Genomic DNA, 20,450 nt, shown 5'->3' with positions numbered 1-20,450 from the left:
CGGACCGAACTGTGTTAATATTGAGTCAGTCGCAAATAAACTTGCCCATGGTCCGGAGAGATACTAAGAGGAAACTCATGAGAATCAGCCTGTTTTACGTTGTAGCCATCCTGCTTTCCCTGATCGCAAGTCCAAGGTCTTGGGCTGCTGATCCCAATGACACGGACCCCTTGCTTGCTGACACCAAAGTCGTGCCTTACGAATGGAGCCCGGGTCAGGGCGGCAATATCGAAATTAAAATGACGCTCCCCGAAGGATATCACGCGTATGAAGACAAATTCAGCGTGGTGATTCTGGAACCAGATGGCTTCAAAGTGGCGCCGTTCAAGATTGAGCCGCTGATTCAATGGCACGATAAGTTCTCGAAAAAAATGCGCAGCGGAGTGGAAAAAGCCGCGACACTCACCGCACATATTGAAGCGCCTCACCGTTTCTTAAAAAAGCACACCAAAATGAAAATGGAGCTCACCTATCAGGCATGTTCAGATCAGTTCTGCCTGTTCCCGACGACAAAACTGATTGAAGTTCCGATTGTCGTGACCATGGTGGAAGGTGAAGCTCAGATTCAAGAGGCTGACGTGCAACCAATGGTTGCACCGACGGACTTCTTTGACACCGCGAACTTCCAGAAATATCTGGGAAGCAGCATGATCGCGGGTTTGATTTTTGTATTCTTTGCCGGGATCTTCACCAGCTTCACTCCGTGCATCTTCCCGATGATTCCAATCACACTGGCAGTTCTGGGCAATCATTCCAACGAAAGAACAAGACTGCAAAACTTCTTCACCAGCTGCATCTATGTTCTGGGCATTGCCACAACGTATTCGCTGCTGGGACTGGCCGCGGCTTCCAGCGGAGGGCTGTTCGGAGCAAGTCTGGGGAATCCTTATGTTCTGACCGTGGTGTGCGTGATCTTCCTGGCGATGGCGCTGTCCATGTATGGCCTTTATGATCTGCAAGTACCAGCCTTCTTGCGCAACAAGCTGGGACGCGGAACCAAAAAACAAGGTGTCATCGGTGTTTATCTGACGGGTCTGTTTGCAGGTATCGTGGCAAGTCCTTGTGTCGGTCCCGTGCTGGTGGCAATTTTGACTTATGTTGCCTCCACGCAGAACAAGATGCTGGGCTTCCTGTACCTGTTTGTTTACGCGCTGGGCTTGGGATTGATTTTCATCGTGCTGGGTCTGTTCAATCAACTGGCCAATTCCCTGCCTCGTTCCGGTCCGTGGATGAATGCATTTAAATTCATCCTGGGAACATTGATGCTTTCTGCGTTCTATTACTATCTGGAATTGCTGTTGCCAACGCGTTGGTTTGACGGAGCCCTTGCTATAGGCCTGATTGTTCTAGCCAGCATCTATGGAGCCTTCCTGCCAGTGAAAGGCCAAAGCGCCCTTCGCCATATTCAAAAAGGTCTGATGCAGGCCTTGCTGGTGGTGGGTATTGGTTATGCCGTGATTGCGGTACTGGATCTGCGCCCTTACATCCGCGGGCAAATGATTGGTGGCGCAAGCATCAATCAAATTCAAAAACTGAACTGGCAGCCGTATTCTGAAGCGGCCCTGGCCCAAGCCACCAAAGATCAGAAACCGGTGATCATCGATTTCTGGGCGGACTGGTGCGCAGCCTGCCACGAACTGGAAGAACACACGTTCACGGATCCTCGCGTGCGCGCTATGGCTGAAAACTATGTTCTGCTAAAATATGATGCCACGAAAGATTCACCCGAACTGCGCGAGCTGAAAAAGAAATACCACATCCAGGGCTTGCCGACGGTGGTATTCATCAACCCACACGGCGTGTGGATTGATGCTTTGACTTTGACTCAGTTTGAAAAAGCTCCGGAATTCGTAAAAAGAATGGAAAAGGGCCGCCAGTAATTAGCTGGCCCCAAGAACTTCTGAACTCAGGATCTGAACCTGCTGCTGCAGCTCGTGGGCACGACGCTCGATCTCTCCGGCTGTTGCAGCGATCTCTTCTGACGACGCCGCATTACTTTGTGATGCCTGATCCAGCTGATTCATGGCCTTGCTGATCTGGGAAATGCCTTGTGACTGCTCGCTGCTGGCTTGAGCGATCTCGCGATTCAAAACCACAACCTGCTCAACGGAAGAAACAATTCGGGTCAGCACCTGGCCGGAATTGTCCGCCACCACGCTGCCTTTTTCAGTTCGCTCGACACTTTCCTTGATCAGACCATTGATTTCTTTGGCTGCTGTGGCTGAACGTTGCGCCAAAGCTCGCACGGCTTCTGCCACGACCGCAAACCCTTTCCCCTGCTCTCCGGCACGGGCCGCTTCCACTGCGGCATTCAGTGCCAGCAGATTCGTCTGAAAGGCGATGTCGTCAATAACGTGGATGATCTCTTCAATTTTTTTGGAATCGCGGGAAATCTGAGACATGGATTCAATAAGGCTGTTAATTTCAAGCTCCCCTTCTTTGGCTACAGAGGAAGATCCATCCGCCAGCGACGATGCTTGTTTGGCACTGTCAGAGTTGCGCGAAACCATGGAAGTCATTTCCTCCAACGAAGCCACGGTTTCTTCCAGCGAGGCAGCGGCTTCCGTGGAAGATGTCGACAAGGCCTGGCCTGCCACCGACAGCTGGGAAATGGCGCCTGAAACATTCTGACTGATTTCCGTCAGCGCCCCAACAACCCGGCCCACAGATCCGGAAACACGGTTTGCAATCCACAACATGATCAGGAACAACACCAGCGAAGAACCCAGCGCCACGCCCACAATCAAAGAGGCTTTTTGAGAACGCTCTTTCTTTTGCAGTTCATTGTTGGATTTACTGATGGCCGTGTACATTTCATAGATCTTCGTGATGGTGTGATCGATCTGGATCTGCAACACCTGCCAAGGTCCGCCTTTATCCACAAGGCTTACCACAAATTCAAAGTCCGCTGGCGTTCCGCGCAGCAGGGCTTCGCGCACCTGTTTGGTGTATTCAAGATACTTTGGATAGTTGTCCTTCATCGCACGGAAAGCCTCGGCCTCGCCTTCGATGAAGTTCTGCTTTTCATATTCAGCCATCGCGGCCGTATAAGACTCGACCGAACGGTCCAGCAGCCCCACAAAGTTTTCGCGGCCCTTCATGTCGTCTTTATTCGCCAAAGCCGCAAAAGTAAAATAGCCGATGTTGGCGCGATTCAGATTCAGCTGCCCCAACAGACGGATATTCGGCACATACACTGCATAAGATTCGTTCAGCATGGTCCCGATCTGACTGAAACCCTGAAAACTGATCCAGGCCGTCACCGACAGCGCAATCAGCGGCAACACCGCCACACCCAGAAGTTTTCCACGAAGACCTTTAAACTGTGCTTTCAAATTCATAGACGTTCCTTATTAAAAGATCCAAAGAAGCTTGGCCTGTGGCACATTTTCAACCACACCATCGATGCCGTATTTGTTGTTCCAGTATTTGTATTCAATCCCGATCTTCAGCGGCACTTTGTTCTGCGTGCGGCGATTGAAGTCGTACAGGAAGTTGGCCTGAGTATGGATGTTGTCCTTCAATGGACCTTCCTGGCCAGCCCAGTCCACGAAACCGGAAAACTCCAGCGGGAAGACCTCGCCACCAAACCGCTTCAACCACACCACAGTCAGCTGACCGGTGTGCCCATCGACGCCCAAGGCATCGCGATACAGGAACTGAGTTCCCAGATAATCGAACCACAGATCTTTCCATTCAAAGGTCACCCCACCCAGATTCACCCGGCGCGCAGGTCCTTGCGGGATCTCAAAATTCAATTGCAACAGAACGTCCTTCAACACCCCTTCAGGCGGCGTAAAGACACCGGTCTTACCCAGACTTAGGGCTGGAGAAAACTCTCCGTAATAAGAGGTGCTGTTTTCGGTATCGGGGCTGGTGATATCGAAGAAGAAGAAATTAGAGCCATAGGCCCAGGAGCTTAAATGCTCAAAAGTCACGACGGTGGCGGAATAGCTGTCGTCGTTGCCTTTTTTGTATTCGTTCCCATGCAGGAATTGAATGTTGGTTTGTGACCAGTCAGCAGCAGCCGAGACCGCAGAAACAGATGTCGTTAATACAAATGCGAGCACATGAAATAGAATTTTGTTTTTTGCCATTCCACCTAGGTTAGACAACCTAAGTATCTATAAACAACTCGCATTCATATTTCCCTACGAAGTACTGGCTATTCTGTATAGGTGACGTCGATGATATAATTCCCCAGTGACTTGACCAAGGTCGGGTTCAAAGCAACCTTCCCGTCAGCCACCGTGTAGTCCAAGCCCGGAATCAGAGCTTTCCCATTCAGCTTAACGGAAAGAACCTTTTTAACGTTCTCACTTTGCAGGGAATATTCGGTGCTGGCATAGTCGACGACTTTTTCTGAAAGCTGACTGAAGCTTGCTGTCCAGTCTTCATCACAAACATTAAAGCCCACACCACCGCTGGAGGAGATCAAAGAGTTATACACAGTACTTACGCGAGCCTTGCACTTGCTGTCCGCACCCGCCACAAAACCAAAGACCTTATAAGAACCGTTTTTGCCGAAAGCGCGCACCATGCGACCCTGGAAAGTCGCGGCAGTGATATAGTCTTCATCCACCACCAGTGTTTTGATTGTTCCGGTATAACCACTCAGATTGGCAGCTTCATATTGAACCGTTGTGTTCTTGGCCGCCGAAGAATCATCATCGGTCACGAACACAAACACCTTCTGGGATTGTGGACGGAAGAATCCATTCAAGGAGGAATACACTTTATCGTACTTGCTGTTTGCCAGAACCTTTTTGCAGAACGCATCCGCAGCAGTTTCAGGACAGCTGGCCACCGCCGCCACCAGCAAAGCATTATAACTGTGCACCAGGAAATCCACCTGCTGACCGTTTTTCATGGTCTCAGGCAAAGACACATGGGTCTTCAGATTAAAAGAGTCTTTTTTGGAAATCAGCGCCACACGCAGATCCACCTGGTTTTCCACCAGATGGGCGAACTTTTCAAAGTTCTTGCGAATGATATCCGCCTGACCTTTCATGGAAGCTGAGTTGTCGATCACCCACACCATATCAACGACTTTTTCTTTGGAGGCCGCTGTGAAAGTTTTGGTTTTGATTTCAGGTGCAGCCTCTTCAGCTTCGGCCTCGTTGTCGACAACAACTTCGGAAGAGATCACTTCAGGTTCAGTCACAGAAGCCAGCTCACGGGTCTGTTCAAATTGAACTCCGGACGGAGAACAATTCTGGAAAAGAAATGTGGAAGCTAAAAAGATCATGGTCAGAACAAGATATTGCTTTTTCATAATCCCCACCCCGTTACAACAACTGCGTGAAGACTTCTAAGGCAAGGGTTGTTCCAACCGCCAGATCCAACTCAATCAAAAAGAAACCCGGTGACCTGTCTAAAGTTCACCGGGTTTTACAATGTCTCATTCTGAATTTCGACGGTCGTTTCAGCCACTTCCAGACGCCAAAAGCGCCAAAGCGGTGGAACCTGACACTGACTAAACTTCGGTCAGCTCAGATTACAGACGTTTCAGGCGCGCGATCTCCATTTTGGCTTCATTCAAAGCCGCCTGGCTGGAAATCATCTGCGCTTCTTTTTCAGCCAGAAGTTTTTGCAGGTGGTTCATGCGCACTTCAAAGCTTTTGATCACGTTGTTATGGCGGTCGACCATCTCCTGAACTTTCAGGTCGAAGCTTTTGCGTTCGTTCACACGCTGGGAAAGCTGGGTGATCTTCTGACCGGCCTCAGTCGCAAGCCCATTGTGGCTTTGCTCCAGGCGGTTCAAAAGGTGGTGTTGCTTTTCAAACTTGATGTTGGAGGTCTTTATCAGTTCGTTTACAGTGGCGACGACCTTGTTCAGCTGGTCGGCCAGGGCCTGGTTCTGGGCTTTGACTTCGAAAATCTGGCGGTCTGTATTCAGGTAGCTGTTCGGGGATGTCCCCACGGCAGAAACGCTGTCCATAGCGGTGTTCTTGGCCACTTTCTTTTCCCCAAACAATTCCGGATTCAATTCTTTATGCATATCGGGCCCCTCCATAGGACTTAAAAAATTCTTCTTTTCCATTATATTTTCTCTGGACTAAAAATTCAAATGTTCATACTTTAGGGCCCGAGGGAAGGAGACAGAAAAAAATGCTTAAAGTCGGACAACTTTTGAAGTTTGTTTCTGATCTGAATCCTCAGAATACACCGACGCGTTTGTCTTTCTTCAATTTCCTGCGCGGTTTCCCTCATCCCGATGACGTTTTGACCCCTGAATTGATCGAAATGTTCTTCAATTACTGCATGGATTACCCGCACTGGGCGTCCAATAAGCAGCAATTGGGCCATGAAGTTCAGTTTTTGCTGGAGAATTTCAACGGGTTCTACCAGCAGAAGTTTGACCTAAATCCGATCCGCTTCCCCCAATCAGTTCAACTGATTGAGATTGAGCACTTCTCTGATCTTGTTGACGCGGTGGGCTCTTATCTTAAGACTCAGTGCGCCGAAGGTGAGAAGTTCCGTATCCTGCCGGATCAGAACAAAAGAGCCGTCGCCATCATTCTGCGTGAAGACAAATCCCTGGAAGTGCGCACTTTCGACCGCAAATTCACTATCCGTGACGGTCTTTTGGAGCCTCTTCGCAAAGATCTGGTTCTTTACTACAACTCCGACCTGGAACTGAGTTCGCAGCACACCCACAAAATCGAGGTGGCTCCGTATATTACGGCCCAGTTCCGCGTGGTGGGCGACAAGGTCACCGGCTCCCTGTTGCGTGGTTATGTTTTCCAAAAGCTGCTTGAAATGAAAAACGAGCCGCTGCAGGAACAAACCCGCCTGCTTTTCCCGATCAAGCGTCTGGAGCAGTTCTTTGTCGACCGCCGTACCGATCCTTACTATCAAGACCTGGTCAGCCAGCTTGAAAGAACCTGCGCTTTAATCCAACAGGGTGATTCTGAGGCCTTGAAATGGTCCTCTATCGTGCTTTCCAAGGCTGAAACCGCCGTGGATAACGTCTTTTTGGGAGATAAGCTCATGACTCTGCTGGCTCGCGACCTCCGCCATGCCATCGCCGAGTACAACCGTAAGAATATCTCCTCTTCCGGCCTGAGTGGTGATATATTGATCACTCAACAATTACCCGAGGCCGATGAAGAATGTCTGAAAATAACTCCTCTGAAAGAGTTCGACTTAATAAACTAATTGCTGACAGTGGACTGGCATCCCGTCGTCATGCAGACCGCATGATCGAAGAGGGCCTTGTGACCGTAAACGGTAAGCGCGTTTACGAGCTGGGTATCAAAGTTGATCCGCAAAGCGATCGTATTCTTGTTGATGGCAAACCTCTGCGCAAGCCACTGTCCCAGAAGATCTATGCTATCCTGAACAAACCAACCGGCGTTCTGACCACCATGGATGATCCACACGACCGTCCAACGGTTGCAGAATATCTGACGGAGCTTCCGGTGCGCGTGTTCCCGGTAGGTCGTCTGGACTGGGATTCTGAAGGCATGCTGCTTTTGACCAACGATGGTGATTTCGCCAACAAGGTCATGCACCCAAAAGCCGAAGTAACCAAAACTTACCTTGTGAAATTGAACGGCAAACCAGAACCATTCCAGCTGGAAAAGCTTAAAAAAGGCGTTTCCATCGTTGGTGGCAAAGTATCTGCCCGTCACATTGAAAAGATCAAAAAAACCGGCGAGAACAAATCTGAAAAGTACGAATGGTACAAAATCGTGATCACTGAGGGCAAAAACCGTCAGATCCGTCAGATGTTCGCAAAAATCGGTTTCGATGTGATGAGACTTCAGCGTGTGGCGATCGGTCGTCTGCGCATGGGTGCGGTAAAAACCGGCCAGCTGGTTTACCTTAACGAAGCTGCGGTTCAACGCATCTTCCTTGCGGATGATCCGGAAGAGGTAAAAACAAAACGCACTTACAAAGGCCGCGCGACTTCTGAAAAGAAAACCGCGAAACCGGCTTCCAGAGTGAAAACCACCAAGAAACCAAGCAAGTACAAAAACGGTAAAAAAATTTAAAGCCATTTCATTATGAAAAACATGAACCCACGTCTTCGCGGATCTTTGGAAATTTCTGTAGCGAGCGTGGGTTTTGGTTTTTTAGGGATCTTCGGCACCTGGGCATTTGAATCCGGCATGAATGTCGGAGAGCTTCTGTCCTATCGCTTTGCTTTGGCGGCCGTCCTTTTGTGGATCTTCCTGCTGCTGTTCAAACCTTCCTGGGTCAAACTGAATTTGCGCCAGACCGTGATTGCGGCACTGCTGGGGATTTTCGGCTACGCGTTTTTCTCGACCATGTATTTCATGGCCATCGACGGGCTGAGCATCACCCTCGCCGCTTTACTGCTTTATACCTATCCGTTCTGGGTGAACATTTTTTCCCATTTCTTCACTCAAGATAAGATATCCGGAAAGGAAGCTCTGTGTTTGGTCGCGGCTTCCTCGGGCCTGGTGATGCTTTTGTGGGGCCATATAGAAGTTAAAAATATCTGGGCCGTGGCAGCAGGTCTTGCCGCAGCCATCAGCTATGCGATCTACGTTTTACTGTCCGGGCGCCTGCAAAAAAATGTTCGCCCTATCACCTCCGCACTGTATGTAATCACGTTCGGTGCGCTGGCGCTTTCCGTTTTCCATCATCCTCACTATTCGGCGATCAGCAACCTTTCGAATATTCAAGCCACCAGCATTCTGGGCCTGGCCCTTGTTTGCACGATCATCCCCCTGACCATGGAGCTGGCCGCCTTGCAAAAGCTGAAAAGCACCGAAGTGGCCTTGCTAATGATGATCGAGCCGATCACTGCGGCCCTGATGGGGGCTTTGATTTTCCATGAAAGACTGACACCAGTTCAAATAGTCGGCGCTTTAATCATTGGCGCTGCCTTGGTGACGAACACCCTATATTCCCGTCCGGTCTCTGAATAAACCACCCCGCTGTCTCAGGCTGAGACGCTTATCCTTGGATAGATCACAATTCCATTAGTTGGCCGCAACAAACTGGACTTGGACTCTCGCAAACTGTTAAGAAGCCGATAAGAAATACATGAGAAACGGAACGTATACTGTCTTAATTCTCGTATTCCTTTGGACTGGAGTGGCCTTGGCTGCTCCAAATTCTCTGACATATCAAGGACGTATCGTTAATTCTGACGGCAAAGGTTTGGAATACAACAACGTCAGCTTCCTTTTTGAAATCACAAATCCTTCAGGCACTTGCGTGCTTTATCGCGAACAAAAAAACGGTGTGAATCTTCAGAACTCCGGCGGTGTATTTGACGTGCCTATTGGTTCTGGCACGAAGATGTTCCCGACCGATCCTCTTTACACTTTGATTGATTCTTTTAACAATGCTCGCTCGCACGACTGTTCTGGCGGCGCCTCTTACAGCGCGGTGGCCGGTGATGCGCGTTTGTTGAAAGTGCAATTCCATGACGGTTCCGGATGGAAGGTGATTTCTCCGGCCAATGAAATTCGTTCGGTGCCTTATTCTGCTTATTCTTATTCTGCAGAACGCCTGGGTACCAAAACTGAAACTGACTTCCTGGCTAAAGCCGGTCTGCCGACGTGCGGGGCTGGAACTTATCTGACCTGGAACGGTACAACGATGACCTGTGCCGGGATCAGTGGCGCCAACGGTGGTACGGTTACCGATGTTACTTCTTCCAATTCATATATTACGATTGCCAACGGCACTTCCACCCCGGCGCTGACCCTGAATGTGGGCACAACGGCGGGCACGGTGGCAGCTGGTAATGATGCCCGCTTCTCTGATGCTCGCACCCCGACAGGAACTGCTGCCGGAGACCTGGATGGCACTTATCCAAATCCAACTGTGGCAAAACTTCAGGGCACAGCCGTTTCCAATGCAGCTCCGGGCAGCGGGAACTTTCTTAAATACAATGGCACTGCCTGGACACCTTCAGCGATTGCGCAAAGTGATGTCACAGGCCTTTCTGCGACTTTAAGTTCTTATATGACCGACGCCGAGTTCAGCGCAGCCGTCGCCAATGCGGGCTGTGCGGCTTATGAAACCATGTACTGGAATGCCGTAGCGGGCTTTTCTTGTCAGGCAATCAATGTGTCTTTGGCGGGTGACGTCGGCGGCACAATCGGCGCGTCTTCCGTCAATAAAATCAAAGGCGTGACTGTTGATACTACCGGCCTGACCACAGGTCAGGTTTTGAAGTATGACGGAACTAAATGGACACCGGCGGCGGATAATGATTCCAACTCTGGCGGTACGGTTACAAACATCGCAACGGGCACGGGTCTTTCCGGCGGTCCAATCACTTCGACGGGTACGATTTCTTTGGCTAATACCGCGGTCACCGCGGCTTCATATGGTTCCACTACTCAAGTGGGCACCTTCACCGTTGATGCTCAAGGTCGTCTGACGGCGGCTTCGAATGCGGCGATTGCCTTCCCGGTGACGACTGTTGCGGGCAGAACTGGGGCTGTCGTTTTAGATGCCGCTGATATTACAAGCGGTGCCGGAAAATATCTGACCTATCGCCCGAACAACACGGCTTGTACCGATGGCCAGGTTTTGAAATGGATCAATGCGAATTCTCGTTGGGAGTGTGCGAACGATACAGATACATCTTCCGGCGGTACCATCACCAACATCGCTACCGGCACGGGTCTTTCCGGTGGTCCCATCACTTCGACAGGCACGATCTCTTTGGCTAATACCGCGGTCACCGCGGCTTCGTATGGTTCCACCACTCAGGTGGGCACATTCACTGTCGATGCTCAAGGGCGCCTGACAGCGGCATCGAATGCGGCGATCGCCTTCCCGGTGACGACCGTTGCGGGCAGAACGGGCGCCGTCACTATCGATGTTGGGGATGTCGGAAACGGGGCTGGCAAATACTTTATCTATCGTCCGAACAACACAGCTTGTACTGATGGCCAGGTTTTAAAATGGGTTGCCGCGAACAATCGTTGGGAGTGCGGTACTGATACTGACACTTCTTCCGGTGGTACCGTGACCAATATCGCAACTGGCACAGGTCTGACTGGTGGTCCGATCACTTCCACTGGCACGATTGCATTGGCCAACACGGCCGTGACTGCCGGTTCTTACACTCGCGCTTCGATCACGGTGGATGCTCAAGGTCGATTGACGGCTGCTTCCAGTGGCGCGGCTATCAACCTGACTTCTGATGTGACGGGCACCTTGCCGATTGCAAATGGCGGCACGGGCGCAACAACAGCAATTGCGGCCTTCAATGGTCTTTCCCCTCTGACAACCAAAGGGGATGTTCTTGGTAACGACGGCACGAACGACGTTCGCCTGCCCGCAGGCACGAACGGTCAGGTGCTGACGGCGGACTCGGCTCAAGCTTCCGGATTGAAATGGGCCACCCCGACTGTGGGTACTGTAACCAATGTGACTGGCACGGCTCCGATTCAGGTTGCCACGGGAACAACGACTCCGGTGATTTCACTTAGCACCGTCCCGGTCGCGAGTGGTGGTACGGGCGCAACATCGTTGACGGCAGATCGTCTGCTGGTTTCCAACGGCACGGGCTCTGCGGTGATTCCATTTACTTGCGGCACGGCGCAGATGCTGACCTTTAATGCTTCCGGGGTTATGGGTTGTACGAACTTTGCCTCGACGTCTTTCTTTGCCAACGGTGGTAACACTTTGGCGGGGAATGCGACCTTGGGCACTAATGACGCTTATTCTTTGGCGCTTGAAACCAACAACGTCACACGCATGACAATTTCCAATGCGGGTTATGTCGGTATTGGCCAATCCCCGGATACAAATGCGGGTCTGGCGGTGATGGCTCCGGCGACAACCAAGTCTGCGCTCATTCTGAATTCTCCGGCGGCGGGTAAAGTAGAGCTGGATTTCCTGCGCAACGGAACCTGGCTGGGCACATTCGGCTACGCCAACACGGCGACTTCTGATTTATATGTCACTAACGGCGCCAACGCGCACATTATCTTTGATACCAACAACACCGAAGTCATGCGCATCACCAACGATGGCAAAGTCGGTATCGACGCAGAAAGCCCAGGCGCCCGCTTCCAGGTGGGTGAATGGAACGGCACTAATAACTACAATGCCGTGTTCGTGGGTTCTTATCACAACACTTTGGGACAAGCGCAGTTCGTCGGTAACTGGAATAGCGCTGGTTACTGGGGTATCGGGCCGGTAGCCAATCCGGCAAACAGCACCGTGGGTATCGGAAATGCCAATGCTCAGGGTGACTGGCGTTCGACTCAGGATTTGAAGCTCTATGTTCCGGGCGGCTTGGGTCTGGGTGATGCTTTGGCTCCGGAAAGAATCATTCACGTCAAAGGCACGGGCGGCGGCAATGATGACGTTTATGTACAAAGCATCGGCAACACCGGCGAACCCGCCTACATTCTGACCAAGGCGCGCAGTAACACGGGCGTCGAAGCTGCGGTTCTGGCTGGTGATTCTTTGGGCTTCCTGTCCATGCGTGGTTATGATGGGGCTGCTTATCAAAGCGGTGCTTCCATCGCCGGGGTGGCTGAAGCTGACTTTGCCACAACGAAATCCGCTTACATGTCATTTGCGACTTTGAACAACGGATCTTCCGGTGAAAGAATGCGCATCACCAGCGCAGGTTCTGTGGGTATCGGATCCACGGCACCGACGGTAAGACTGCATGTTCAAGGTAACAGCTACACCAATTCCTCGGGCGCATTCGAACGCAATGAAGATGTTCAAGCTGGTCCCGGAGTTCAACTAATGAAATCCCGTGGGACGGCTTCAGCGAAAACAGCTGTTCAGTCGGGCGATGCTTTAGGGAACATTCTGTTTAACGGTTACGGCGATGCCACAACAACTGGCCTTGGCTCGCAGATTCAAAGTATCGCTTCAGCGACTTGGACATCCACTGCAGTTCCCGCCGACTTGGCGTTCCTGACCCATACGGGTACTGGCAACATCAATACTCCGACCGAGCGCATGCGTATTTACAGCAATGGGTGGATCACGATGGGTGTCAGCTCCGGCTCGACCGGCGGGGCTCCACTTCTTCTGAAAAATGCCACCGCTCCTTATATTGGCTTTGACGAAGTGGACAGCTCTGGAAAGTTCTTCATGGGACTTGATGGTGGTAACTTCTGGATTCGTCCGGGACCAACCACTTCCTCCAGTGACGCCATCACGGTCACCGCTGCCGGCAACGTCTATATTGGCGGCAACTCGGGTTCGCGCAAATTCTTTGTGAACGGAACTTCCGGCGGTACTGCGGCCTGGGAAAACTTGTCCGATGCGCGTTTGAAGACCGATATCCAGGTTGTGCCGGATTCTTTACAGAAGATCCTTTCCTTGCGTGGTGTGACCTTCAACTGGCGCCACGATGTCAGACCGGATCTGGATCTTATTGAGAAAAAAGACATGGGTGTGATCGCCCAGGACGTCGAACGTGTATTCCCCGAAGCCGTCGACAAAGATGAGAAAGGCTTCCGTGCAGTCGCCTATACTAAACTGATCGGTCCGATGATTGAAGCCTTTAAAGAGCTGTATAAGTCTGTATCCGGCGTTAAGGCCGAAGTTCAGGCCCAGAAGCGTGAAATCGCCTCTTTGAAACAAGAGAACCAGGAGCTTCGTGAAGCGATTTGCGAGGTCAATCCTAAAGCCAAGGTCTGTCAGAAAAAGAAGTAATATTCATTAAATCCTTGAAGAGATTCAGGGATTTACCTCAGGTATTCCTGTTAAAAAGCCGATAAGAAGTGCATGAGAAACGGAACGTATCTGATTGCAATTCTCTCATTGCTTACGAGCATCTCTGTGTTGGCTTCGCCCAACTCTTTGACCTATCAGGGTCGCATTCTGAAATCCGATGGCCATGCCTTGGAATACAACAACGTCAGTTTCCTTTTTGAAATCACCAATCCCAACGGCAGTTGCGTGATCTATCGCGAACAAAAAGACGGCGTGAACATGGTGAACTCGGCCGGTGTGTTTGATGTGCCGATTGGCTCCGGCACAAAACTTTTCCCTGCCGACCCCCTGTTTACTTTGCTTGAATCTTTCAACAACTCGAAAGTTCACAACTGCTTTGGCGGTTCTACTTATCCCGCACAAGCTGGCGACACACGCCTGCTTAAAGTGCAATTCCACGATGGTTCGGGCTGGAAGATCATCTCGCCTTCCAATGAAATCCGCACGGTTCCTTACGCGGCTTATGCTTTGTCGTCAGAAAAACTTGGCACCAAAACCGAAGAGGACTTCCTTCAAAAAGCCGGTTTGCCAACTTGCGCGGCTGGCACCTTCCTAAGCTGGAATGGCACGACACTAAGCTGCGCTGGTGTTTCCGGCGCCAATGGTGGAACTGTTTCTGATGTCACATCTGCCAACTCCTACATCACTATCACCAATGGCACGACCACTCCGCAGCTGACTTTGAATGTCGGACAAAACGCCAATCAGGTTGCTGCCGGGAATGATGCACGCTTTAGTGATGCCCGCGTTCCAACAGGCGCCGCTGCCGGTGATCTGGGTGGCACTTATCCAAATCCATCAGTTGCAAAAATTCAGGGCGTGGCGATTTCTGCCACTGCTCCGACGAACGGTCACTTTCTGAAATTCAACGGCACTCAATGGCTGTCGGCACAAATCGGCACCGGAGATGTGAATGGCCTGACGGCCACTTTGAACAACTATATGACCCAAGCTGATTTCAATACAGCTGTCGCCAACGCCAACTGCGCGGCTCACCAAACCATGTACTGGAATGCGGTGTCGGGCTTTAACTGTCAATCCATCAACGTCTCTGTTGCGGGTGATGTCAGTGGCACCATCGGCGCCGTGGCCGTGAATAAAATCAAAGGCATCGCGGTGGACACCACGGGTCTGGTTACTGGCCAGGTGCTGAAATATGACGGCACCAAATTCGCGCCTGCAGCTGACAATGACGCCAACTCTGGCGGTACCGTTACAAACATTGCAACGGGCACGGGCCTTTCGGGCGGTCCGATCACATCCACCGGTACAATTTCTTTGGCCAACACAGCAGTCACTCCGGCTGTCTATGGCTCAACCACACAAGTTGCTACATTTACGGTCGATGCTCAAGGTCGCTTAACCGCAGCGAGCAACGCTGCTATCGCCTTCCCAGTTACAACCGTCGCGGGTCGCACGGGTGCTGTGACTTTGGATGTGGGAGACGTGGGTAACGGTGCGGGCAAGTACTTTGTTTATCGTCCGAACAACACTGCTTGTACTGATGGCCAGGTATTGAAATGGATCAATGCCAATTCCCGCTGGGAATGTGCGAATGATACTGATACCTCTTCCGGCGGCACTGTCACCAACATTGCAACCGGCACGGGTTTAACCGGCGGTCCGATCACTGCGACCGGCACCATTGCTCTGGCCAATACGTCCGTAGCAGCGGGTTCTTACACTCGAGCATCGATCACGGTGGATGCTCAGGGCCGACTGACGGCGGCTTCCAGTGGCGCGGCTATCAGTCTGACTTCAGATATCACCGGCACTTTGCCCATTGCAAATGGCGGTACCGGAGCAACAACAGCTTTAGGTGCATTCAATGCACTGTCTCCTTTGACAACCAAAGGTGACGTGCTGGTTCGTGATGGCTCGAACAACATCCGTCTGCCAGTGGGTACGAACGGTCAGGTGCTGACTGCCGACAGTGCTGTTGCTGCAGGTGTAAAATGGGCCACACCAAACGCCGGAACCGTCACAAGTGTTTCCGGAACGGCTCCGATCCAGGTTGCCACCGGAACAACAACTCCGGTGATTTCACTTAGCACCGTCCCGGTGGCGAGTGGTGGTACGGGCGCGACGTCCCTGACTGGAGACCGCCTGCTGGTTTCCAATGGCACAGGCTCTGCGGTGATTCCGTTTACTTGTGGCACTGGTCAGATGCTGACCTTCAATGCGTCTGGCGTGATGGGTTGTACGACTTATTCTTCTTCAGGCATTTTTGCCAATGGCGGCAACAGCTTCGGCGCCGCCGCGGTTCTGGGCACAAACGATGCGCAGTCTTTGACATTTGAAACAGATGCCAATCCCCGCATGACTATTCTTGCCACTGGCAAAGTCGGCGTGAATGAAACCGCTCCGACAGGGAATCTGCATCTGTCCAACACCGGTGCCGTGGATCTGCGCATTCAGGATAAATCAGGAACTCCGGCCACACTGCGCATTCTTTCCCAGAGTGGTGCCAACTATATCGAATCAGGTACTGACTTTACAAATACGACATCCGCTGACTTGCACTTCACCGATATGATGGGTGTGAACAAGTGGATGACCATCAAAGCCGACGGTAAAGTGGGTATTAACACCAATGCACCGGCAACGAACTTCCAGGTCAAAGGGGGCGTGGTGGTCGGTGATCTGACTCCGTTCCCGGCCAACTTCAGCGTTATCACAACCGAAGCTTTAAATGCTACCTTGCGCAATCATACTGAAACAACCGGCAACTATGTGGCTTCGGGTGCTTACCAGCGCTTCAGTCCTGCTGCCAATTCAACCATGTCGACACATGCTCTGGTCAGTATCGTTGTTCCTAACGTGCCGTCGGGTGTGACTGTAACAAGTCAGAATGAAGCCTTCCACGCCAATGCCACACGCAACCGCTATGCGGGGAACGTGGATGCGGGAACAGTTTCAAACCTGACTTCCGGGCAATTCGTCTATGGTCATGAAAATTATGTCGTGGGCAATGCCCCTGCGACCACGGACGCCTTTGGTATTCGCATCGTTCCTCACTTGCAGTCCGGAACGGTCACAAATATGTACGACCTCTTTCTGCAAAACCCAAGCACCGGTGGCACTGTCACCAATCGCTACGGCATCTATCAACAGAATACCGGAGCCAGAAACTATTTCGCCGGCGCTACTGGATTTAACACCGCCACCACGCCACTGGCCAACGTACACATCGGAAGCAGTGGCGCTGGCAACGCGGCTTATTCTTCCTTCCAGATGGGTAACGACGCGACATCAAGCAACAACTTCCATATCGTGAATGAGTACGCCACCAACCGTCGTCTGAACTTCTACAAAGGCAACCTGGGTTCCGGCGGCCTTTTGATGTCCTTAAGTGACACCGGATATTTTGTTGTCGGTGAAACGGCTTCCACGGGTGGTGGTGTACTATCGCTTAAGCCTGGTGGAATCGATCACACTTACATTCAGTTCTATGCGCGCACAGCTTCCCCTACCACTCGCACGGGTTACTTCGGTACACCCGCTGCTGGCAGCACCAACATGAACGTTGCCAATGAGATGGAAGGTGGACAGATTGATTTCCTCACCAAAAATGGTGGCAGCGTCAGCGCCAAGATGACTTTGTCGGCGGTAGGAAACCTGACCACGGCAGGAACTGTGAACGGCGCTTCTGATATTCGTCTGAAAAAAGACATCCACGTTCTGGATGGCAGTCTGGATAAAATCCTGCAGCTGAAACCGTCGTCCTATCACTGGAAAGACCCGAATGCGGACCCTCGCCTGCAGATGGGCTTCATCGCACAAGAGCTTGAAAAAGTTTACCCACACGTGGTGGACGAAAACAAAAAAGGCATCAAAGCCGTTTCTTACATCAACATGATCGCACCGATCACAAGTGCGGTGCAGGAGCTTTACCACAAGTTCAAAGCGGTCCTCACGAATCATGACGAGCGGATTTCCAATCTGGAAACGCAGATGACCGCCTTACAAAAGCAAAATGAGCTTCTGCTCAAGCAGAATGAAGATCTAATGAAATATATCAAGTCTCAGAATGAGAACACTCAACGTCTGCCGGCTTCAAGCCGATAAGACAGTAACACTGAGGTATTGCGTGAAAAGGATCGTTATAGCTTCACTACTAATACTCGCCACGGGATGTTCTATGGAAGCATCTCTGGAGCAGCTTGCTGAAGTTGCTCCTCCACCAATCAAATTCCAGGATCCGGCAAAGACCACAGGTTTGGTGTCCGGCTCCACGCAAACAGGCACGGCCACTGGTGGCGGTGTGACTTATCACGTGCAAAGCACTGTGGGTAACTACATGTCCGGTATCGAACAGAAGACCGCGGATGACACCTACAAGGTGTACAGTTCGGTTCAGGGCGCCATCGTTTCCAACTAACCAGGCACTTCTTTGGTCCAGTGGATTTAAGTTTCAAAATAAGACAGCCGATAAAGGAATCAGACAAACCATGGAAGGGTTTTCTTATGATGTTCTTATTGGCGATACTTTTCGGATTCACGACTCCATCCCACGCGGCTGATATGTCCGTGGTGGATGTCCGCCGCAATATCACGCTGTCTGAAACCGACACCATCTATAAAGACTTCTACATCAATGCCGGACCCGGTTCCGGGTTAAAAAAGAATCTGGTGGTCACCGCCGTTCGCAAGATCAACATCCGCGATGCCAGTGGCGCCAACGCTGTTGGGGAAATCCTGGTTCCCGTGGGCCAGCTGAAAATTATCGCCATTTATGACCGCGTGGCCGTGGCCCGCGAATTCACCCTGCTTTCCCGCGATGAACTGCCAATGCTGGAACAAATCGGCATCATGACCGGTGACCGCATCGACCTGGGCGGGTCCTTTATTGACAACTCCAAACCCAAAGCCAAAAAGAAGGTCGCAGAGGCCGAAATGCCCCCTGCCACCGAGGTTGTGGTAACGGCCGTGACCACGGTCACCACCCCCGCTTTGACCGCCCAAAACCCTGTAGTTTCTGCAAACCCCACCCAGGTGGTTCCTGCGGTAAATACAGCTCCGGCGGCCCTGGCTTTGACCCCTCCCCAAACAGCGGAAAGACTTGATAATTCGGTGGTTTCTGATAACACCACTCGGAATGAGTGACACAAATTCCTACTTCCGAATCCGCCTAAGCCAGGTTCCTGCTGAACTTGAAGATATCATCACCACCCACTGCTTTGAATGTGGCGCTTCCGGCGTCACCGAGGCTTTGTCGTTTTCGCAGCCTGATCTGACTTACGATCCCAAAATTCTTCATGTGCGCGCCCACGAAATGGACGTGTTCTTCACTGAAAAACCGGACAACACATTCTTTGATGGACTGTCCGAAATCAACGACGGCATCCGCTGGAATATCTTTGAAGAAGAAACCAAAGACTGGCTGGAAGAATGGAAAAAAGGCTTCAAGCCTTTCAAACTGGTGGGCGACTTCTGGGTTGTTCCATCCTGGCTGACGCCTCCTGAAGAATGCAAGCACCCGATTTACATTGATCCGGGCATGGCCTTCGGCACCGGCACTCACGCCACCACTCAGATGATGGCGTTCTTCATCCACAAGCTTTCTGAAAAATATAAAGGCGATCTTGCGAACTGGGCGATGCTCGATGTGGGCACGGGTACGGCGATCCTTGCGATGCTGGCACAGATGTCCGGCATGGGCTTGGTTGCGGGTATCGAGATTGATCCGGAAGCCCGCCGTGTGGCGCGTGAAAACGTGAAGCTGAACAAGCTTCCGCAAATTGATATTCCAGAAACGCAAATCGAAGACATCCGTGATCAATATGACGTGGTTGTTGCCAACATCATCGATGGCGTTCTGATCAACATCAAAAAAGATCTGCTGCGTGTACTGAAACCAGGCGGCCACATGCTGCTGACCGGGATTCTGGAAGAGCGTGACAATCACTTCTTTGAAAAGTTCATGGAAAACTCCGGCCTGACCGTGGTTCGTCGAATTGAAAAAGACGAATGGGTTGGATACTGGGTTCAGTCATGAGACGCTACTGGATCGAAAAAAAGGACCTGTTCCAGGATCAGGTGAACTTCACCGGCGACGTCTTTCATCACATCTTCGATGTCTGCCGCCAGGATATTGGTTCCAAATTCGAAGTGCTGACTGAAGACAGCAAGGCGTACTTTGTTGAAGTCACTCACGTGACCAAAAAGAACGCCACGGCCCGCGTTCTGGAAGAGCGAATCATACCCGCTTTGAAAGAACCGCACCTGCACCTGGTGCTGTCGCTATCGCGCTTTCCGGTGATGGACGCCATCATGGAAAAAGCTGTGGAAATGGGCGTGACCAGCATTCATCCGTTCTTTTCTGAGTTCAGCTTCTTAAGAAAAGGCGAAAAGCTTTCTGACAACAAAACCGACCGCTGGGACAAGATCGTTAAATCCGCCACCCAGCAAAGTGGCCGCGGCGACCTAATGAAGGTCCACCCTGCCATCCCATTTGAAAAGATCTCGGATTTGATTAACCGAAATGGGTCTGGCGTGGGTCTATTTGCTTATGAGGGTCCGTCGACTCTAAGCATCAAGGAATACGTCACCAAGGCTAAAGCCGACCACCCCGCTGGGATCAAAGATGTCTGGATTATCGTAGGCAGCGAAGGTGGGTTCTCTCACCGTGAGGTCGAAGAATTCCAAAAACTAGGCCTTCATCCAGTCACTCTGGGGCCCCAAGTTCTGCGAGTTGAAACGGCTTGCATGACCTTGGTCTCCGTCCTAAAGTATGACTTTGATCTGATGTGTTGATTTAA

14 protein-coding genes are annotated in these 20,450 nt (G+C 51.4%); 10 read left to right on the top strand and 4 right to left on the bottom strand.

Annotated features, from left to right (window positions below; genetic code table 11):
* The first annotated feature begins 77 nt into the window (after positions 1–77).
* The gene (locus AC04MQ_RS06200; protein ID WP_015092271.1) at positions 78–1,880 is read left to right on the top strand and encodes a protein-disulfide reductase DsbD family protein; all 1,803 of its coding nucleotides are present in this window, start codon (positions 78–80) and stop codon (positions 1,878–1,880) included.
* Here AC04MQ_RS06200 and AC04MQ_RS06195 read toward each other — a convergent pair whose 3' ends face one another.
* The 4 genes from AC04MQ_RS06195 to AC04MQ_RS06180 form a co-directional block, all read right to left on the bottom strand.
* Entirely contained in the window at positions 1,881–3,341 is a 1,461-nt protein-coding gene (locus AC04MQ_RS06195; RefSeq protein WP_015092272.1) for a methyl-accepting chemotaxis protein, read from the bottom strand.
* A 12-nt stretch (positions 3,342–3,353) separates the two neighbouring features.
* A complete protein-coding gene (locus AC04MQ_RS06190) occupies positions 3,354–4,097 on the bottom strand; it encodes a DUF5020 family protein (RefSeq protein WP_015092273.1) in 744 nt (247 codons plus the stop codon).
* A 68-nt stretch (positions 4,098–4,165) separates the two neighbouring features.
* On the bottom strand, positions 4,166–5,275 hold the full coding sequence (locus tag AC04MQ_RS06185) for a VWA domain-containing protein (protein ID WP_475391536.1): 1,110 nt from the start codon (positions 5,273–5,275) through the stop codon (positions 4,166–4,168).
* Positions 5,276–5,497: 222 nt separating this feature from the next.
* Complete coding sequence (locus AC04MQ_RS06180) at positions 5,498–6,001, bottom strand: hypothetical protein (RefSeq protein ID WP_235046161.1); 504 nt, start codon at positions 5,999–6,001, stop codon at positions 5,498–5,500.
* Between the two features lie 110 nt (positions 6,002–6,111).
* Here AC04MQ_RS06180 and AC04MQ_RS06175 point away from each other — a divergent pair, with 110 nt between their 5' ends.
* The 9 genes from AC04MQ_RS06175 (at position 6,112) to AC04MQ_RS06135 (ending at position 20,445) form a co-directional block, all read left to right on the top strand.
* Positions 6,112–7,161: a hypothetical protein gene (locus AC04MQ_RS06175; protein WP_015092276.1), complete on the top strand. Its 1,050-nt coding sequence runs from the start codon at positions 6,112–6,114 to the stop codon at positions 7,159–7,161.
* On the top strand, positions 7,116–8,000 hold the full coding sequence (locus AC04MQ_RS06170) for a pseudouridine synthase (protein WP_475391533.1): 885 nt from the start codon (positions 7,116–7,118) through the stop codon (positions 7,998–8,000). The genes AC04MQ_RS06175 and AC04MQ_RS06170 overlap by 46 nt, the downstream gene beginning before the upstream one ends.
* Before the next feature lie 21 nt (positions 8,001–8,021).
* Complete coding sequence (locus tag AC04MQ_RS06165) at positions 8,022–8,903, top strand: EamA family transporter (protein ID WP_475391531.1); 882 nt, start codon at positions 8,022–8,024, stop codon at positions 8,901–8,903.
* 118 nt (positions 8,904–9,021) lie between these two features.
* On the top strand, positions 9,022–13,629 hold the full coding sequence (locus AC04MQ_RS06160; RefSeq protein WP_475391529.1) for a tail fiber domain-containing protein: 4,608 nt from the start codon (positions 9,022–9,024) through the stop codon (positions 13,627–13,629).
* 72 nt (positions 13,630–13,701) lie between these two features.
* Positions 13,702–17,757: a tail fiber domain-containing protein gene (locus AC04MQ_RS06155; RefSeq protein WP_475391527.1), complete on the top strand. Its 4,056-nt coding sequence runs from the start codon at positions 13,702–13,704 to the stop codon at positions 17,755–17,757.
* A 73-nt stretch (positions 17,758–17,830) separates the two neighbouring features.
* Positions 17,831–18,070 (top strand): hypothetical protein, encoded by a 240-nt coding sequence (locus tag AC04MQ_RS06150; protein ID WP_015092281.1) that lies wholly within the window; start codon positions 17,831–17,833, stop codon positions 18,068–18,070.
* 86 nt (positions 18,071–18,156) lie between these two features.
* Positions 18,157–18,795, top strand: a complete 639-nt coding sequence (locus tag AC04MQ_RS06145; RefSeq protein ID WP_015092282.1) for a hypothetical protein — start codon at positions 18,157–18,159, stop codon at positions 18,793–18,795.
* Positions 18,788–19,687 (top strand): 50S ribosomal protein L11 methyltransferase, encoded by a 900-nt coding sequence (locus AC04MQ_RS06140; RefSeq protein WP_015092283.1) that lies wholly within the window; start codon positions 18,788–18,790, stop codon positions 19,685–19,687. The genes AC04MQ_RS06145 and AC04MQ_RS06140 overlap by 8 nt, the downstream gene beginning before the upstream one ends.
* On the top strand, positions 19,684–20,445 hold the full coding sequence (locus tag AC04MQ_RS06135) for an RsmE family RNA methyltransferase (protein ID WP_041577969.1): 762 nt from the start codon (positions 19,684–19,686) through the stop codon (positions 20,443–20,445). The genes AC04MQ_RS06140 and AC04MQ_RS06135 overlap by 4 nt, the downstream gene beginning before the upstream one ends.
* The last annotated feature ends 5 nt before the right edge of the window (positions 20,446–20,450 follow it).

This window comes from Bdellovibrio sp. MYbb2 (assembly GCF_056175685.1).
The sequence above is the reverse complement of the archived record's forward strand: the minus strand, read 5'-3'. Positions and strand labels throughout refer to the sequence as shown.

Bases quoted from the DNA above. Each gene is read 5' to 3' on its own strand.
- AC04MQ_RS06135 (WP_041577969.1), top strand. From the start codon at position 19,684: ATGAGACGCTACTGGATCGAAAAAAAGGACCTGTTCCAGGATCAGGTG.
- AC04MQ_RS06145 (WP_015092282.1), top strand. From the start codon at position 18,157: ATGATGTTCTTATTGGCGATACTTTTCGGATTCACGACTCCATCCCAC.
- AC04MQ_RS06175 (WP_015092276.1), top strand. From the start codon at position 6,112: ATGCTTAAAGTCGGACAACTTTTGAAGTTTGTTTCTGATCTGAATCCT.
- AC04MQ_RS06160 (WP_475391529.1), top strand. From the start codon at position 9,022: ATGAGAAACGGAACGTATACTGTCTTAATTCTCGTATTCCTTTGGACT.
- AC04MQ_RS06190 (WP_015092273.1), bottom strand. From the start codon at position 4,097: ATGGCAAAAAACAAAATTCTATTTCATGTGCTCGCATTTGTATTAACG.
- AC04MQ_RS06180 (WP_235046161.1), bottom strand. From the start codon at position 6,001: ATGCATAAAGAATTGAATCCGGAATTGTTTGGGGAAAAGAAAGTGGCC.
- AC04MQ_RS06155 (WP_475391527.1), top strand. From the start codon at position 13,702: ATGAGAAACGGAACGTATCTGATTGCAATTCTCTCATTGCTTACGAGC.
- AC04MQ_RS06195 (WP_015092272.1), bottom strand. From the start codon at position 3,341: ATGAATTTGAAAGCACAGTTTAAAGGTCTTCGTGGAAAACTTCTGGGT.
- AC04MQ_RS06170 (WP_475391533.1), top strand. From the start codon at position 7,116: ATGTCTGAAAATAACTCCTCTGAAAGAGTTCGACTTAATAAACTAATT.
- AC04MQ_RS06165 (WP_475391531.1), top strand. From the start codon at position 8,022: ATGAACCCACGTCTTCGCGGATCTTTGGAAATTTCTGTAGCGAGCGTG.
- AC04MQ_RS06200 (WP_015092271.1), top strand. From the start codon at position 78: ATGAGAATCAGCCTGTTTTACGTTGTAGCCATCCTGCTTTCCCTGATC.
- AC04MQ_RS06140 (WP_015092283.1), top strand. From the start codon at position 18,788: ATGAGTGACACAAATTCCTACTTCCGAATCCGCCTAAGCCAGGTTCCT.
- AC04MQ_RS06150 (WP_015092281.1), top strand. From the start codon at position 17,831: ATGGAAGCATCTCTGGAGCAGCTTGCTGAAGTTGCTCCTCCACCAATC.
- AC04MQ_RS06185 (WP_475391536.1), bottom strand. From the start codon at position 5,275: ATGAAAAAGCAATATCTTGTTCTGACCATGATCTTTTTAGCTTCCACA.